The sequence below is a fragment of the Kosakonia oryzendophytica genome, from assembly GCF_900094925.1.
GTDB classification, from domain to species: Bacteria; Pseudomonadota; Gammaproteobacteria; order Enterobacterales; family Enterobacteriaceae; genus Kosakonia; species Kosakonia oryzendophytica.
Window position 1 is genome coordinate 193,632 of the sequence record NZ_FMAY01000004.1, and the last position, 15,388, is coordinate 209,019.

At 54.1% G+C, this 15,388-nt stretch carries 16 protein-coding genes; 10 read left to right on the forward strand and 6 right to left on the reverse strand.

Annotation, left to right across the window (positions count from 1 at the left end; all coding sequences use genetic code 11):
* Positions 1–60 precede the first annotated feature (60 nt).
* On the forward strand, positions 61–879 hold the full coding sequence (locus GA0061071_RS09035) for a pyridoxal phosphatase (protein WP_088237120.1): 819 nt from the start codon (positions 61–63) through the stop codon (positions 877–879).
* Here GA0061071_RS09035 and modC read toward each other — a convergent pair whose 3' ends face one another.
* The 4 genes from modC to GA0061071_RS09055 all read right to left on the reverse strand — a co-directional run bounded on the left by modC (position 880) and on the right by GA0061071_RS09055 (position 3,727).
* Complete coding sequence (gene modC, locus GA0061071_RS09040; RefSeq protein WP_061494518.1) at positions 880–1,938, reverse strand: molybdenum ABC transporter ATP-binding protein ModC; 1,059 nt, start codon at positions 1,936–1,938, stop codon at positions 880–882. It lies immediately after the preceding gene.
* Positions 1,939–1,941: 3 nt separating this feature from the next.
* Positions 1,942–2,631 carry a molybdate ABC transporter permease subunit gene (gene modB / locus GA0061071_RS09045; RefSeq protein WP_061494517.1) on the reverse strand — a complete coding sequence of 230 codons (690 nt, stop codon included), beginning with the start codon at positions 2,629–2,631 and terminating at the stop codon, positions 1,942–1,944.
* Positions 2,628–3,404, reverse strand: coding sequence for a molybdate ABC transporter substrate-binding protein (modA, locus tag GA0061071_RS09050; RefSeq protein ID WP_088237119.1), 777 nt, complete (start codon positions 3,402–3,404; stop codon positions 2,628–2,630). The genes modB and modA overlap by 4 nt, the downstream gene beginning before the upstream one ends.
* A gap of 173 nt (positions 3,405–3,577) precedes the next feature.
* Positions 3,578–3,727, reverse strand: coding sequence for an AcrZ family multidrug efflux pump-associated protein (locus GA0061071_RS09055; protein WP_071889949.1), 150 nt, complete (start codon positions 3,725–3,727; stop codon positions 3,578–3,580).
* A gap of 164 nt (positions 3,728–3,891) precedes the next feature.
* Between GA0061071_RS09055 and modE the strand changes: the two genes are divergently transcribed.
* From modE to gpmA, 7 genes are all read left to right on the forward strand, one after another.
* Positions 3,892–4,680: a molybdenum-dependent transcriptional regulator gene (gene modE, locus GA0061071_RS09060; RefSeq protein ID WP_061494515.1), complete on the forward strand. Its 789-nt coding sequence runs from the start codon at positions 3,892–3,894 to the stop codon at positions 4,678–4,680.
* A 67-nt stretch (positions 4,681–4,747) separates the two neighbouring features.
* Positions 4,748–6,217, forward strand: a complete 1,470-nt coding sequence (gene modF, locus GA0061071_RS09065; RefSeq protein WP_061494514.1) for a molybdate ABC transporter ATP-binding protein ModF — start codon at positions 4,748–4,750, stop codon at positions 6,215–6,217.
* A 337-nt stretch (positions 6,218–6,554) separates the two neighbouring features.
* A complete protein-coding gene (gene galE, locus GA0061071_RS09070) occupies positions 6,555–7,571 on the forward strand; it encodes a UDP-glucose 4-epimerase GalE (RefSeq protein ID WP_061494513.1) in 1,017 nt (338 codons plus the stop codon).
* A gap of 10 nt (positions 7,572–7,581) precedes the next feature.
* Positions 7,582–8,628, forward strand: a complete 1,047-nt coding sequence (gene galT / locus GA0061071_RS09075; protein WP_088237118.1) for a galactose-1-phosphate uridylyltransferase — start codon at positions 7,582–7,584, stop codon at positions 8,626–8,628.
* Positions 8,629–8,630: 2 nt separating this feature from the next.
* On the forward strand, positions 8,631–9,779 hold the full coding sequence (galK, locus tag GA0061071_RS09080) for a galactokinase (RefSeq protein ID WP_061494511.1): 1,149 nt from the start codon (positions 8,631–8,633) through the stop codon (positions 9,777–9,779).
* Entirely contained in the window at positions 9,773–10,813 is a 1,041-nt protein-coding gene (galM, locus tag GA0061071_RS09085) for a galactose-1-epimerase (protein WP_061494510.1), read from the forward strand. Before galK ends, galM begins: the two co-directional genes overlap by 7 nt.
* A gap of 206 nt (positions 10,814–11,019) precedes the next feature.
* The gene (gpmA, locus tag GA0061071_RS09095; protein WP_088237117.1) at positions 11,020–11,772 is read left to right on the forward strand and encodes a 2,3-diphosphoglycerate-dependent phosphoglycerate mutase; all 753 of its coding nucleotides are present in this window, start codon (positions 11,020–11,022) and stop codon (positions 11,770–11,772) included.
* 56 nt (positions 11,773–11,828) lie between these two features.
* On the opposite strand, the gene aroG is transcribed toward gpmA, so the two are convergent.
* The gene (aroG, locus tag GA0061071_RS09100; RefSeq protein WP_061494508.1) at positions 11,829–12,881 is read right to left on the reverse strand and encodes a 3-deoxy-7-phosphoheptulonate synthase AroG; all 1,053 of its coding nucleotides are present in this window, start codon (positions 12,879–12,881) and stop codon (positions 11,829–11,831) included.
* A 318-nt stretch (positions 12,882–13,199) separates the two neighbouring features.
* Between aroG and GA0061071_RS09105 the strand changes: the two genes are divergently transcribed.
* Positions 13,200–13,601, forward strand: a complete 402-nt coding sequence (locus GA0061071_RS09105) for a protein YbgS (protein ID WP_061494507.1) — start codon at positions 13,200–13,202, stop codon at positions 13,599–13,601.
* Between the two features lie 110 nt (positions 13,602–13,711).
* Complete coding sequence (gene zitB, locus GA0061071_RS09110) at positions 13,712–14,644, forward strand: CDF family zinc transporter ZitB (protein ID WP_088237116.1); 933 nt, start codon at positions 13,712–13,714, stop codon at positions 14,642–14,644.
* Here the strand turns inward: zitB and pnuC are convergent.
* A complete protein-coding gene (gene pnuC / locus GA0061071_RS09115; RefSeq protein ID WP_061494505.1) occupies positions 14,641–15,360 on the reverse strand; it encodes a nicotinamide riboside transporter PnuC in 720 nt (239 codons plus the stop codon). The two genes, zitB and pnuC, sit on opposite strands and share 4 nt — an antisense overlap.
* Positions 15,361–15,388 lie beyond the last annotated feature (28 nt).

A 15,388-nucleotide genomic window follows, 5' to 3' on the forward strand; every position in this document is an offset into this window, starting at 1 on the left:
CGTCCACCCGGTGTACCATCCCCGGATATGCTAATTTCAATATCGACCACGGAAAACGCCATGACAGCACGCGTTATTGCACTGGATTTAGACGGTACGCTACTCACCCCGAAAAAAACGCTTCTGCCCTCTTCCCTCGAAGCGCTGGCTCGCGCAAAAGCCGCCGGGCATCAGCTCATCATTGTGACCGGTCGGCATCATGTTGCCATCCACCCTTTTTATCAGGCACTGGCGCTGGATACACCTGCAATTTGTTGTAACGGCACTTATTTGTATGATTATCAGGCAAAAAAAGTGTTAAAAGCGGACCCGTTGCCCGTTCCACAAGCGTTACAGCTTATTCACCTGCTGGAAGAGCATGATATTCATGGTCTGATGTATGTCGATAACGCAATGGTCTACGAAAAACCGACCGGGCATGTTCTGCGCACCAATAACTGGGCGCAGTCACTGCCGCCAGAACAACGCCCGACTTTCCAACAGGTGGACTCTCTGGCGGAAACCGCACAGCACGTTGATGCTATCTGGAAATTCGCCCTCACCGATGAAGACACACAAAAGCTAAAAGCGTTTGCCCTTCACGTGGAGCAGACGCTGGGACTGGCGTGTGAGTGGTCGTGGCACGATCAGGTGGATATCGCCCGCAGCGGCAACAGCAAAGGGAAGCGCCTGGCCGAATGGGTCGCCTCGCAGGGACTCTCGATGCACAACGTGGTGGCATTTGGTGATAATTATAATGACATCAGCATGTTAAAAGCAGCAGGTGTTGGCGTGGCCATGGGCAATGCCACAGACGAGGTCAAAGCCCATGCCAATGTGGTGATTGGCGACAATACCGTCGACAGTATTGCCGGATTTATCTATAAAGAGCTGTTGTGATCAGGCGGTAATCGACACACTTTTGATTTGCGCGTACAACCACTGGCCAGGTTTGATGCTCAGTTCGTCCCTGGCCCAGGGGCTGATACGCGCCCACAAGGTGCGGCCAGCCACATCCAGTTGCACCTCAACCTGCCCATCAACATCAAAACACTCCACGACCTTCACCCGCAGACTATTACGGATACTGGTATTCATCAGAGGCTGTAGCGCCAGCGAAACATCAGTTGCTTGAATACGAACACGCAACGGGGTTTGCAGTGGGCTATCCACTTTATTGACCCAGATATGCTGATCGCCCAATGCCAGCGCTGTCATCGAATAGTGTGGGTGGTGTTCAAGCACACTGACTTTCAGAATGCTGCTTTGCTGATCCTGCGGCAACCACGGGTTCATCACCCTGCTGCCCCAGATATCCTCCAGATTGCCAAATGCTTTCACCTCCCCCGCTTCCAGTACCATCACTTTATCCGCCAGATGGAGGATCTCTTCCAGCGAGTGGCTGACATAGAGCATCGGAATATTGATTTCCCGCGCCAGACGTTGCAGGTACGGCAACAGCTCGCGCTTACGGGGAATATCGAGCGACGCCAGCGGTTCGTCCAGCAACAACAGTTCCGGCGAGGTTAATAACGCGCGACCAATAGCAACACGCTGCTTCTCGCCTCCCGAGAGGCTACCGGGTAAACGATCAAGCAGCGGTTCAATCCCCAACAGCGCCACCAGCTTGTCAAACTGCCCGGCCATCGATTTCGCCATGCCATAACGCAGGTTTCCCCGCACTTTATAATGCGGGAACAGGCGCGCATCCTGGAAAACATACCCTACGCGGCGTTTCTCAGGCGGCAGGCAAATCTTGCTGGCGGTATCGAACAGCACGCGATTATTTAGCGCAATCCGCCCCTCTTGCGGGCGAGTCAGCCCACAAATGGCGTTAATCAGTGACGTTTTTCCCGCGCCGGATACGCCAAAAATGGCTGTAATGCCGCTCGCGGGCACGTTCTCAGCAATGCGTAATTGATGGGTTCCCAACGTTTGGGTGAAATTCAGTTCCAGCATGGCTTATCTCCCTGCCCGTTCACGACTGATACGCGCCAGCCACTCAGAAATCAGCAATGACACCAGCGCCAGAACAATAGAGATGACACACAGCCGCGCTGCCGCGCTTTCGCCACCCGGCATCTGGATCAAGGTATACATCGCAGAAGGGATGGTGCGCGTTTCGCCCGGGATATTGGAAACAAAGGTAATGGTCGCGCCAAACTCACCCAGCGAGCGGGCAAATGCCAGCACTGTGCCGACAATAATCCCCGGCAGCGTCAGGGGGAAGGTTATGGTTAAAAATACGCGCCAGCGCCCGGCACCCAGCGTTCGTGCCGCTTGCTCCAGTTTGGTGTCGACACCTTCCAGCGCCAGACGGATAGCCCGCACCATCAGCGGAAACGACATTACTGCCGCCGCCAGCACTGCGCCGCGCCAGCTAAAAGCAAAAGTCATCCCGAACCAGTCGTATAGCCATTCGCCAATCACTCCGCGTCGTCCCATGACGATCAACAATAAGTAACCGACCACTACTGGCGGTAAGACCAACGGAAGATGAAGAAGACTATCGAGAAGCGCTTTGCCCGGAAACGTGCAGCGCACCAGTAACCAGGCAAAAAAGATCCCAAAGGGCAAACTGAAGACAACTGCCAGGGAAGAGACTTTAAGGCTCAGCAGAACCGCCTGCCATTCGGGATCCGTTAATATCATTCGTGCGTCGTAAATCCGTAACGTTTAAAGATTTCAGAAGCCTGCGGGCCTTTCAGGTAATCATAAAACGCGGTCACTGTCGCGTTTTTATGACCGTCGATAATCGCCAGCGGGTATTCCACTTTTTGGTGCGAATCTTCCGGGAAAGTCCCGACCACTTTAACCCCTTTGCTGGCGACGGCATCGGAGCCATAGACAATGCCTAAAGGCGCTTCATTACGCTCAACCAGCGCCAGCGCACCACGCACATCTTCCGCCGGAGCCAGTTTCGGCGACAGCGTTTCCCACGCGCCCAGTTTGGTCAGCGCTTCTTTCGCATAGAGGCCCGCCGGAACATGGTCCGGGTCGCCCACGGCCAGACGTCCGCCTTTCAACAGACTGTTCCAGTCTGTTTTGGCATTCACTGTTATATTGCTCTGCGCGCTGTTTTTCGGCGCGACCACCACTAGGCTGTTACCCAGCAAGGTTTCACGCGTCGCGGTGTCGATGGTTTTTTTCTCTATGGCGTAATCCATCCATTTCTGGTCTGCAGAAATAAACAGATCCGCAGGCGCACCGGCTTCGATCTGGCGCGCCAGCGTCGACGAAGAAGCAAACGAGGAGACGACCTCAACGTTTTTCTCTTTTTTATAAACCGCCGCGATATCCTGCATGGCGTTAGTCAATGACGCCGCTGCAAAAACGGTAATTTTCCCATCCTCCGCCAGCGCGTGTCCAGCAACGGAAAACGCTAATGTCGCCCCGGCAAAAAGGCGTAGCCCTGTACGTACCATTCGTAACTCCTGTGAGTGTCGTTATATAAAATTAAACATAACGATAGTATCAGAGTTTACCGGTCAGAAGATAATACCCATCAAGAATGAGGGACATATGAAAAAACTATCGGCAGGGAGGGGACGATCTTGAGCGTAAAACGCCCACTTTCGCAGGCGTTTTAGCAAATGAATTAGCGCTGCTGGCTGGTGCGGTCGCGGCTGCCAACGCCGGAAAAGAGGTTAAACACTTCACCCAGACCATAGATCAATCCCAGGATGATCGCCATCACCACGGGGACCATGACTATGGCAAACACCAGACTTTTCAATAACTCTAACATGGTCAACTCCAGATATTGTGGATGACGCATTCTAGCCTGAACAGAGATAAAAACACTCGCCTTTTGTGCGATTGCATCCTTAACGCGGCCATCTATCTCCGGCGTCAGGCTAGGCTAAATTGCGCTTTTCCTTCACAATAGTCTTTTTGCCAGGACATTGCGTAATGCAGGCTGAAATTCTCCTTACTCTCAAACTCCAGCAGCGTCTTTTTGCCGATCCACGCCGTATCGCTCTTCTGAAGCAGATTGTAGAGACCGGCTCCATTAGCCAGGGCGCGAAAAACGCCAATATCAGTTACAAAAGCGCCTGGGACGCCATTAATGAGATGAACCAGTTGAGCGAACATACGCTGGTTGATCGCGCAACCGGGGGGAAAGGCGGCGGTGGCGCAGTGGTCACCCGCTACGGCCAGCGTTTGATCCAGCTTTATGATCTGCTGGGGCAAATCCAGCAAAAAGCCTTCGATGTGCTGAGCGACGATGACGTATTGCCATTAAACAGCCTGCTGGCGGCGATCTCCCGCTTCTCTTTGCAAACCAGCGCCCGTAATCAGTGGTTTGGCACCATTACCAAACGCGATCGCCAACAGGTTCAGCAACATGTGGAAGTCCTGCTTGCGGACGGGACCACCCGCTTTAAAGTGGCGATCACCGCGCAAAGTGCCGAACGTCTGGGTCTCGACGAAGGCAAAGAGGTGCTGGTGCTGTTAAAAGCACCGTGGGTCAGCATCACTCAGGACGCGCAGCAGGCGGCACGAGCAGATAACCAACTGACCGGGCACATCAGCCATATTGAACGCGGCGAACAGCAGAGCGAAGTGTTGATGACGCTGCCGGATGGCCAGACGCTCTGCGCCATTGTACCCTCGCAGGATGTGGATAATTTGCAGGAACAGCGTCAGGTCACGGCATATTTTAATGCCGATCGCGTGATTATCGCCACGTTGTGCTGATTGCGTTGACAAACGGCGGCATTGCACGTATCCCTGAACTTCTACGCTGCATAAAATGGGATACAACATGTCATCATTGCAAATTTCGCAAGGCACGTTTCGTCTTAGTGATACCCGCACGCTGTACCTTGAACAATTAACCCTGCGCGCGGGTGAAAGCTGGGCATTCGTTGGCGCAAACGGAAGTGGTAAATCGGCGCTGGCCCGCGCCCTCGCCGGAGACCTGACGCTTCTGAAAGGCGAGCGCCGGTGCACGTTTGACCGCCTGACACGCCTCTCTTTTGAGCAACTGCAAAAGCTGGTCAGCGACGAGTGGCAACGGAATAACACCGATATGCTCAGTCCTGGCGAAGAGGACACCGGGCGAACCACCGCAGATATTATTCAGGATGAGGTGAAAGATCCGCAGCGCTGCGCGCATCTGGCAGCGCAATTTGGCATCACGCCGCTTCTTGAGCGCCGTTTTAAATACCTCTCAACCGGGGAAACCCGCAAAACCCTGCTCTGCCAGGCGCTGATGGCGGAGCCGGAGTTGTTGATCCTCGACGAACCTTTCGATGGGCTGGATGTCCACTCCCGCCAGCAACTGGCTGAACTGCTCGCACAACTGAATGCGGATGGCTATACCGTGGTACTGGTGCTCAATCGCTTTGATGAAATTCCTGCGTTTGTCCAACATGCCGGGGTACTGGTTGACTGTACGCTGACCGAAACCGGCGAAAAATCCGCCCTGTTGCAACAGGCCCTCATCGCCCAACTGGCGCACAGCGAAAAACTGACCGGAATAGCACTACCCGAGCCGGATGCACCACCAGCCCGCAACACACTGACGCCCGGCGCACCGCTGATCGTGCTCAGGAATGGGGTTGTCTCTTACAACGACCGCGCGATTATCAACCAGCTCTCATGGACGGTGAATCCCGGTGAACACTGGCAAATTGTCGGACCAAACGGCGCGGGTAAATCAACGCTGTTAAGCCTGGTAACCGGCGATCACCCACAGGGTTACAGCAACGATTTGACGCTGTTTGGCCGCCGTCGCGGCAGCGGTGAAACAATCTGGGACATCAAAAAACATATTGGTTATGTGAGCAGCAGCCTGCATCTGGATTACCGCGTGAGCACCAACGTGCGTAATGTCATTCTGTCGGGTTATTTTGACTCGATCGGTATTTACCAGGCGGTGTCAGACAAACAGCACAAGCTGGCGCAGCGTTGGCTTGATATTCTGGGTTTTGATGCCCGCACCGCAGACGCGCCATTCCATAGCCTCTCCTGGGGACAACAGCGACTGGCGCTGATTGTTCGCGCGCTGGTGAAACATCCGACGTTGCTGATCCTGGATGAACCCCTCCAGGGCCTGGATCCGCTTAATCGTCAGTTAATTCGCCGCTTTGTGGATGTGCTCATCAGCGAAGGCGATACCCAACTGTTATTTGTTTCCCACCACGCAGCGGATGCTCCGTCGTGTATTACCCACCGGCTGGAATTTGTACCGCAGGATGACGGATACCGTTATCACCTCTCAGCACAATGATTGCAGGGGTGCGCGCACCCCTGGCAAACGTCTGGAATATGGCTTTTTGTCCCCCTGGCTGATTGCCTGACTGCCGATGATGACTTATAACCTGCACGAGGCGATTTCCGGCACTTGCTGATATCGGCTGCTTTGCTGCACAGCAGTAAAGGTTTTTTCGGACTTATCACAATCATCGGGCAAAGCCAGTTATTGCGGGGTTTTTCCGGCGGTTGCCAACGAAACCGGCGAACAGAGAGCTCAGTGTAAACGATTCCACTATTTTATCCCATGTCACAGTTTTCACCTCTCTGTTATGCTAAGGTTTGTTCATACCATATGCCTAATGGAGTAAAATATGCGAGTTTTGGTTACAGGTGGTAGCGGTTACATTGGCAGTCATACCTGCGTCCAACTGCTACAAAATGGCCATGATGTCGTCATTCTCGACAACCTCTGCAACAGTAAACGTAGCGTACTGAAAGAGATCGAACGCTTCGGCGGTAAGACCGCTCTGTTTGTCGAAGGTGATATTCGCGATGAAGCCTTGCTGGCGGAAATTCTCCACGACCACGCCATCGAAGCCGTGATCCATTTCGCCGGGCTGAAGGCCGTTGGCGAATCCGTGGCGAAACCGCTGGAATATTACGACAACAACGTAAACGGTACGCTGCGTCTGATTAGCGCCATGCGCGCCGCCAACGTGAAAAACTTTATTTTCAGTTCCTCCGCCACGGTCTACGGCGACCAGCCGAAGATCCCTTATGTTGAAAGCTTCCCGACCGGCACACCGCAAAGTCCATATGGCAAAAGCAAACTGATGGTCGAGCAGATCCTCACCGACCTGCAAAAAGCACAACCGGATTGGAGCATCGCCCTGCTGCGTTACTTCAACCCGGTTGGCGCGCATCCATCAGGCGATATGGGCGAAGATCCGCAGGGCATTCCAAACAACCTGATGCCGTACATTGCGCAAGTGGCAGTAGGCCGTCGCGATTCACTGGCGATTTTCGGTAGCGATTATCCGACGCCGGACGGTACTGGTGTGCGTGATTACATTCACGTGATGGACCTGGCGGATGGTCACGTTGCTGCCATGCAGCAACTGGCGGGCAAACAAGGCGTGCATATTTATAACCTCGGCGCAGGCGTTGGTAGTAGCGTACTGGATGTGGTTAACGCATTCAGTAAAGCCTGCGGTAAACCGGTGGCCTGGCACTATGCACCACGCCGGGAAGGCGATTTACCTGCTTACTGGGCAGACGCCTCCAAAGCCGATAAAGAGCTGAACTGGCGGGTCACCCGCACCCTTGACGAAATGGCAGAAGATACCTGGCGCTGGCAGTCCCGCCATCCGCAGGGCTATCCCGATTAAAGGAAAGGCAATGACGCAATTTAACCCGGTTGATCATCCGCATCGCCGTTATAACCCGTTGACCGGTCAGTGGATCCTGGTTTCACCGCATCGCGCTAAGCGCCCCTGGCAGGGGGCGCAGGAAACGCCAGCGAAACAGACCCTGCCCGCCCATGACCCGGACTGTTTCCTCTGTCCGGGAAATACCCGTGTAACCGGCGATAAAAACCCGGATTACACCAGCACCTACGTGTTTACTAACGACTTTGCCGCGTTGATGACCGATACGCCGGAAGCGCCGGAAAGCACCGATCCGCTGATGCGCACCCAGAGCGCGCGCGGCACCAGCCGGGTTATCTGTTTCTCTCCGGATCACAGCAAAACGTTGCCGGAACTGAGCGTCAGCGCCCTGGAAGAGGTGGTCACCACCTGGCAACAGCAAACCGCTGAACTGGGCCAAACCTATCCGTGGGTGCAGGTATTTGAAAACAAAGGCGCGGCGATGGGCTGCTCCAACCCGCATCCGCACGGTCAGGTGTGGGCAAACAGCTTCCTGCCCAACGAAGCCGAACGCGAAGATCGTTTGCAAAAAGAGTACTTTGCCGCGCATCACTCGCCGATGCTGGTGGATTATGTGCAGCGTGAACTGAAAGATGGCAGCCGTACGGTCGTGGAAACGGCGCACTGGTTAGCGGTTGTGCCTTACTGGGCGGCCTGGCCATTTGAAACCCTGCTGCTGCCGAAAGCGCATGTGCAACGCATTACCGGGTTAAGCGATGAACAGCGTAGCGACCTGGCGCTGGCATTGAAAAAACTGACCAGCCGCTATGACAACTTGTTCCAGTGCTCATTCCCTTACTCCATGGGCTGGCACGGTGCACCGTTTAACGGCGAGGAGAATCACCACTGGCAGCTTCATGCCCATTTCTACCCGCCGCTGCTGCGTTCCGCCACCGTGCGTAAATTTATGGTCGGCTATGAAATGCTGGCTGAAACTCAGCGCGATCTGACAGCAGAACAAGCCGCCGAGCGCCTGCGCGCCGTGAGTGACATCCATTTTCGCGAATCCGGAGAATAACAATGAGTCTGAAAGAGATCACCCAAGCCCTGTTTGCTGAAAAATTCGGCTACCCTGCCACCCACACGATTCAGGCGCCGGGCCGCGTTAACCTGATCGGTGAACACACCGACTATAACGATGGCTTTGTGCTGCCTTGCGCTATCGATTATCAAACCGTGATCAGTTGCGCCACGCGTACCGATCGCAAAGTGCGAGTGATTGCCGCCGATTACGCTAACCAGAGCGACGAATTCTCTCTTGATGCACCGATTGTCGCGCATGACAACCAACAGTGGTCGAACTACGTGCGCGGCGTGGTTAAACACCTGCAAAAACGGGATGCGAACTTTGGCGGTGCCGATCTGGTGATCAGCGGCAACGTGCCGCAGGGCGCAGGCTTGAGCTCTTCCGCCTCACTCGAAGTGGCGGTTGGTACGGTGTTCCAGCAGCTTTATCACCTGCCGCTGGATGGCGCACAGATTGCGCTGAACGGCCAGGAAGCAGAAAACCAGTTTGTCGGCTGTAATTGCGGCATCATGGATCAGCTTATCTCCGCGCTGGGGAAAAAAGGCAGCGCGCTGCTGATCGACTGCCGCACGCTGGGCACCAGAGCCGTTTCCATGCCGCAAGGCGTGGCGATTGTAATCATTAACAGTAATTTCAAACGCACACTGGTGGGCAGTGAATACAATACCCGTCGCCAACAGTGCGAAACCGGGGCGCGTTTCTTCCAGCAAAAAGCCCTGCGCGATGTCAGTCTCGATCAGTTTAATGCCGTTGCACATGAGCTGGACCCGCTGGTGGCCAAACGCGTGCGCCATGTGTTGACCGAAAATGCCCGCACCGTAGAAGCGGCAGACGCGCTGGAGAAAGGTGATTTGCAGCGCATGGGTGTGCTGATGGCGGAATCCCACGCATCGATGCGCGATGATTTTGAAATCACCGTGCCGCAAATCGACACGCTGGTGGAGATTGTCAAAGCCACCATCGGCGATAAAGGCGGCGTGCGCATGACCGGCGGCGGTTTCGGCGGCTGTGTTGTCGCGCTGGTGCCGGAAACACTGGTGCCAGCAGTGAAAGAGGCGGTGGAGCGTCAGTACGAAGCGAAAACCGGCATCAAAGAAACCTTCTATGTATGCAAACCTTCACAGGGAGCAGGACAGTGCTAAACGAATCCTCTGCAGCGGCCCCCGATGGGCTGCCCTTTCGTCTGATCACCCTGCGCAATCGCGCGGGGATGGTGGTGACACTGATGGACTGGGGCGCGACGCTATTATCCGCGCGCGTTCCCTTACAGGATGGTTCAGTGCGCGAGGCGTTGCTGGGTTGCGCGACGCCGGAGCACTACCTTCAACAGACGGCGTTTCTCGGCGCATCCGTGGGCCGTTATGCTAACCGCATCGCGAAAAGCCGCTTCGAACTGGGTGGACGAACTTACGCGCTGACGCCAAGCCAGGGCGAGAACCAACTCCACGGCGGCCCGGAAGGCTTTGATAAGCGCCGCTGGCGCATCGAACGTCAGAATGATAACGAAGTGGTGTTCGTGCTGAACTCACCGGATGGCGATCAGGGGTTCCCCGGTAATGTCCATGCCAGAGCACATTTCCGTCTTGGTGACGATCACCGTCTGGCTATCGAATACCGTGCGACAACCGATCAACCCTGCCCGGTAAACCTCACTAATCATGCTTACTTTAACCTTGATGGCGAGCAGTCAGATGTGCGCAATCATACCCTGCAAATTCTGGCCGATGCTTATCTGCCGGTAGACAGTATGGGGTTGCCGACCGACGGTCTGAAAAATGTGTCGCAAACCAGTTTTGACTTCCGGGAACCGAAAACCGTGGCGTGCGATTTTCTGGCCGATGACGATCAGCGTGCGGTGAAAGGCTACGATCACGCATTTTTATTGCAGGCCCGGGGTGATGTCAGCCAACCAGCAGCCCGTGTCTGGTCAGCAGACAAGCAGCTGGAAATGGCGGTTTATACCAGTGCGCCTGCGCTGCAGTTCTATTCCGGCAACTATCTCGACGGCACCCCCGCACGCGGCGGTAAAACTTACAATGCCTGGCAAGGTCTGGCGCTGGAAAGCGAATTTTTACCCGACAGCCCTAACCGTCCGGATTTCCCGCAACCGGATTGTGTTTTACTCCCCGGCGATGTCTATGCCAGTCTGACGGAATATCACTTTATTCCGCATTAATCCCCCGCCCTCCCCATGGAGGGCTTTTTTTCATCATCTTGCTGAAATAACCGCCAGTTATCGACAAAATCGCAACCCCTGATTCACAAGCACCTTACACTGAGCGGCTATTTTCGCTATGGTTAAGGGTAATCGTTGCCGTGGGTCTCTCCCCGGCAATATAATGAGAATTGTTATCATTCAATCAGGCTCACAGGAGTAAGTGTATGGCTGTTACTAAGCTGGTTCTGGTTCGTCACGGCGAAAGCCAGTGGAACAACGAAAACCGCTTCACCGGTTGGTACGATGTCGATTTGTCAGAGAAAGGCGTTGGCGAAGCGAAAGCAGCAGGCAAACTGCTGAAAGAAGAAGGCTACACCTTCGATTTTGCTTATACCTCTGTGCTGAAACGTGCCATCCATACGCTCTGGAACGTTCTGGACGAACTGGATCAGGCATGGCTGCCAGTCGAGAAAAGCTGGAAACTGAACGAACGTCACTACGGTGCGCTGCAAGGTTTGAACAAAGCAGAAACCGCTGAAAAATACGGTGACGAGCAGGTAAAACAGTGGCGTCGCGGTTTTGCCGTTACCCCGCCTGCGCTGACCAAAGATGATGAGCGTTTCCCGGGTCACGATCCGCGTTATGCAAAACTGACTGATGCAGAACTGCCGCAGACCGAAAGTCTGGCGCTGACCATCGAACGCGTGATCCCTTACTGGAACGAGACCATCCTGCCGCGTCTGAAAAGCGGTGAGCGTGTGATCATCGCCGCTCACGGTAACTCACTACGCGCGCTGGTGAAATACCTGGACAACATGAGTGAAGACGAGATCCTCGAACTGAACATCCCGACCGGCGTACCGCTGGTGTATGAGTTCGACGAAAACTTCAAACCGCTGAAACATTACTATCTCGGCAACGCGGATGAGATCGCCGCGAAAGCTGCTGCTGTTGCCAATCAGGGTAAAGCGAAGTAAGTGTTCAGCCATAAAAAAAGCGTGGATATCTCCACGCTTTTTTATTGGCGTAACAATTAGCGACGGCGCGCTTTCACGGCATCCGCTAACTGGCGCAGAAGCGCATCGGTATCTTCCCAGCCAATACACGCATCGGTAATGCTTTTACCGTACACCAGCGGCTCGCCGCTCTCCAGGCTCTGATTGCCCTCCACCAGGTGGCTTTCAATCATCACACCGATAATGGATTTTTCCCCTCCGGCGATTTGCTGACAAACATCGCTACCCACATCCATCTGCTTTTTAAACTGCTTGCAGGAATTAGCATGGCTGAAGTCAATCATCACCTGCGGTTCCAGTCCTGCCTTGCTGAGGCCTGTTTTCACTTCGGCAACGTGTTTTGCGCTGTAGTTCGGCTCTTTGCCGCCGCGCAGAATAATGTGGCAGTCGTTGTTACCCGCCGTATTCACAATGGCAGAGTGGCCCCATTTGGTCACAGACAGGAAGCAGTGCGGCGCGCTGGCAGCATTGATCGCGTCGATCGCCACTTTGATGGTGCCGTCGGTTCCGTTTTTAAAGCCCACCGGGCATGAAAGACCTGACGCCAGTTCACGGTGCACCTGCGATTCCGTCGTACGTGCACCAATCGCCCCCCAGCTCATCAGATCCGCCATGTATTGCGGCGTGATCATATCCAGGAACTCGCCTGCCGCCGGCAAACCTGCATCGTTGATTTCCAACAGTAACTTACGGGCGATTCGCAGACCGTCGTTGATCTGGAAGCTGTTGTCCATATGTGGATCGTTAATCAGCCCTTTCCAGCCGACGGTGGTGCGTGGTTTTTCAAAATAGACGCGCATGACCACTTCCAGCTCGCCCTTCAGCTCTTCACGCAGCGCCAGCAAACGTGAGGCGTACTCCTTCGCGGCAACGGGATCATGAATTGAACAAGGGCCAATCACCACCAGCAGACGATCATCATTACCCCGCAGGATCTTGTGAATCGCTTTACGAGCGTGGGAAACCGTGTTTGCAGCCTTTTCAGTGGCGGGGAATTTTTCAAGGAGTGCTACAGGGGGTAATAACTCATTGATCTCTTTGATGCGTAAATCGTCGTTCTGATAATTCATGATCTTTCCAGTGTCGCCATACTTTTTGTAATGAATGCAATCTTTCCAATCTATCTCGTCAGCCATGAAGTGTAAACGTGATTTTACACTTCGAACGGATAATTCCTGGAATTGCGCGAAAAGGCGTCATAAAGTAGCAAGCTTCCATATCGGGGCTACACTTTTTAACTGTAAATACTTTATTTTTGCATTTTATCGCTATTCCATGCTGCCGTAACGGTAAGCATTGGCATGTTCGACCACTGAGCGTGATTACTCGTTCGCGCTGCTTTTACCGCCTTACGGCGTGGTAAAAACGACCAGAACAGGAGCATCATGATGAAAATGAATAAATTAGCGACGCTTTTCCTCACCACGACCCTGGCCCTGTCAGGCGGTGCCGCCTGGGCTGCGGATACGACTTCGGGTACCACAGACAGCAGTAACGGGCAGGCGAATGCTGCAGCAGCGGCAGGGCAGCCAGCACCGGATGCGCATCAAAACCTTGTACCGAAGGAATCCGATAGCAGCAAAATTAATACCGGTGATAGCAACAGCAACAGCGGCACAATGCAGCATCCCAACGGCACCACCTCATCCACTCAACATATGAGTAAAGATGAGGTGCATAAAAACTCCATGTGTAAAGATGGTCGCTGCCCGGACATCAACAAAAAAGTTGAAACCGGTAATGGCAGCAATAATGACGTCAATACCAAAACGGACGGCACCACACAGTAAGGCGTGAAGGAATAAAAAAGGAGAGCTTCGGCTCTCCTTTTTTGTCGCCACGGCGTAAAAATCTGCAATGATGTAAGTCGCTAAGAGTAACAAGGAGACGGATCACAACGATGGCGCATTCACACTCGCACGCACCGGCCGATGCCAACGCCCGCCGCTTATCGCTGGCCTTTGGCGTAACCGCTGTTTTTATGCTGATTGAGGTTGCAGGCGGTCTTTTTTCAGGCTCACTGGCGCTGCTCGCCGATGCAGGTCATATGCTGACCGATGCTGCGGCCCTGCTTTTTGCTCTACTGGCCGTGCATTTTGCCCGCCAACCCCCCAGCGCAAAACGCACGTTTGGTTGGCTTCGTCTCACCACGCTGGCCGCTTTCGTCAACGCGCTTGCGCTGGTGTTCATCACCGTCCTGATTGTCTGGGAAGCGTTTCAACGCTTTTCACATCCGCAGCCTGTTGCAGGGGCAACAATGATGGTGATCGCCATTGCCGGGCTGCTGGCGAATGTGCTGGCATTCTGGTTACTGCATCGCGGTAGCGAGGAGAAGAACCTCAATGTTCGCGCCGCCGCGCTGCATGTGCTGGGCGATTTGCTCGGGTCAGTTGGCGCGATCATCGCCGCGTTGATTATCCTGTTCACCAACTGGACGCCAATCGATCCGATCTTGTCAGTGCTGGTTTCGTTACTGGTGTTGCGTAGCGCATGGCGGCTACTGAAAGAGAGCGTCAATGAGTTACTGGAAGGCGCGCCTGCCTCGCTGGACATTGGCGCGCTCAAGCGCCACCTGCACCGTGCTATACCGGAAGTGCGCGATGTCCATCATGTTCATGTCTGGCTGGTGGGAGAAAAACCGCTGATGACTCTTCATGTGCAGGTTATCCCACCGCACGATCATGACAAACTGCTCGGCGATATCCAGCATTTCCTGATGCATCATTATGCTATTGAGCATGTGACGATACAGATGGAGTACCAGGCTTGTAACGGGCCAGACTGCCACCTGGGCGAGACGCAGCCTGACCCTCACCATTCACACCACCATTAATGAGAAAACGCGTGCGACCCGCGCTCACGCGCGCTGTTTATCCACATTCGACTGCCATTAAGCGCGATAAAGGTCAGCAGCATATACTCCAGCGACATGGCCCATACGCCTTGCAGCGCGAAAATCACCACGCTAATCACGTTGATAATGACCCACAGCAGCCAGTTTTCGACGTATTTGCGGGTCATCAGGATCATCGCCACGATGGAAAGCACCATCATGCAGGCGTCCCAGAACGGGAACGCATCCGGCTGTAGCGTTGGCATTGCAACATTCATTCCCAGAGTTTGCATTGCCGCCACCGCTATCTTCGTTAGCACAGCAAATACGGGATCGATAAAAAGGGTCATTAACCCAATGGCCAGTACGCAGATCGCCAGCCAGGTTAATGCTTTCGATAATGGCAACCAGCGGATTTGCAACGCCGCTTCGTTTTGCGACGTTTGCCGTGACCAGGCGTACCAGCCGTAAATATTTGCCGCAAAGAAAAAGAGCTGCAGCAGCAGGCTGGCATAGAGTTGAATCTGGAAGAAGATAATGGCGAATAAGGTTACGTTGATAAGTCCAAAGGCGTAATTGCTGATTTTCTCCAGGCTTGCCAGCCAGATACAGAGCAAGCCCGCCAGTGTTCCTGTCGCTTCAATCCATGAAAGATCGTACCCACCGGCGCCAATCGGAATATGCACCAGGATATTCTGTGTACTAAAAAAATCCATTCTTTCCCCAGAGCGTAATACTACGCGT

Coding starts and splice junctions, on each gene's coding strand:
- galK (WP_061494511.1), top strand. CDS start 8,631: ATGAGTCTGAAAGAGATCACCCAAGCCCTGTTTGCTGAAAAATTCGGC.
- modC (WP_061494518.1), bottom strand. CDS start 1,938: ATGCTGGAACTGAATTTCACCCAAACGTTGGGAACCCATCAATTACGC.
- pnuC (WP_061494505.1), bottom strand. CDS start 15,360: ATGGATTTTTTTAGTACACAGAATATCCTGGTGCATATTCCGATTGGC.
- zitB (WP_088237116.1), top strand. CDS start 13,712: ATGGCGCATTCACACTCGCACGCACCGGCCGATGCCAACGCCCGCCGC.
- GA0061071_RS09105 (WP_061494507.1), top strand. CDS start 13,200: ATGAAAATGAATAAATTAGCGACGCTTTTCCTCACCACGACCCTGGCC.
- modF (WP_061494514.1), top strand. CDS start 4,748: ATGTCATCATTGCAAATTTCGCAAGGCACGTTTCGTCTTAGTGATACC.
- aroG (WP_061494508.1), bottom strand. CDS start 12,881: ATGAATTATCAGAACGACGATTTACGCATCAAAGAGATCAATGAGTTA.
- modB (WP_061494517.1), bottom strand. CDS start 2,631: ATGATATTAACGGATCCCGAATGGCAGGCGGTTCTGCTGAGCCTTAAA.
- GA0061071_RS09055 (WP_071889949.1), bottom strand. CDS start 3,727: ATGTTAGAGTTATTGAAAAGTCTGGTGTTTGCCATAGTCATGGTCCCC.
- galE (WP_061494513.1), top strand. CDS start 6,555: ATGCGAGTTTTGGTTACAGGTGGTAGCGGTTACATTGGCAGTCATACC.
- modE (WP_061494515.1), top strand. CDS start 3,892: ATGCAGGCTGAAATTCTCCTTACTCTCAAACTCCAGCAGCGTCTTTTT.
- gpmA (WP_088237117.1), top strand. CDS start 11,020: ATGGCTGTTACTAAGCTGGTTCTGGTTCGTCACGGCGAAAGCCAGTGG.
- modA (WP_088237119.1), bottom strand. CDS start 3,404: ATGGTACGTACAGGGCTACGCCTTTTTGCCGGGGCGACATTAGCGTTT.
- GA0061071_RS09035 (WP_088237120.1), top strand. CDS start 61: ATGACAGCACGCGTTATTGCACTGGATTTAGACGGTACGCTACTCACC.
- galT (WP_088237118.1), top strand. CDS start 7,582: ATGACGCAATTTAACCCGGTTGATCATCCGCATCGCCGTTATAACCCG.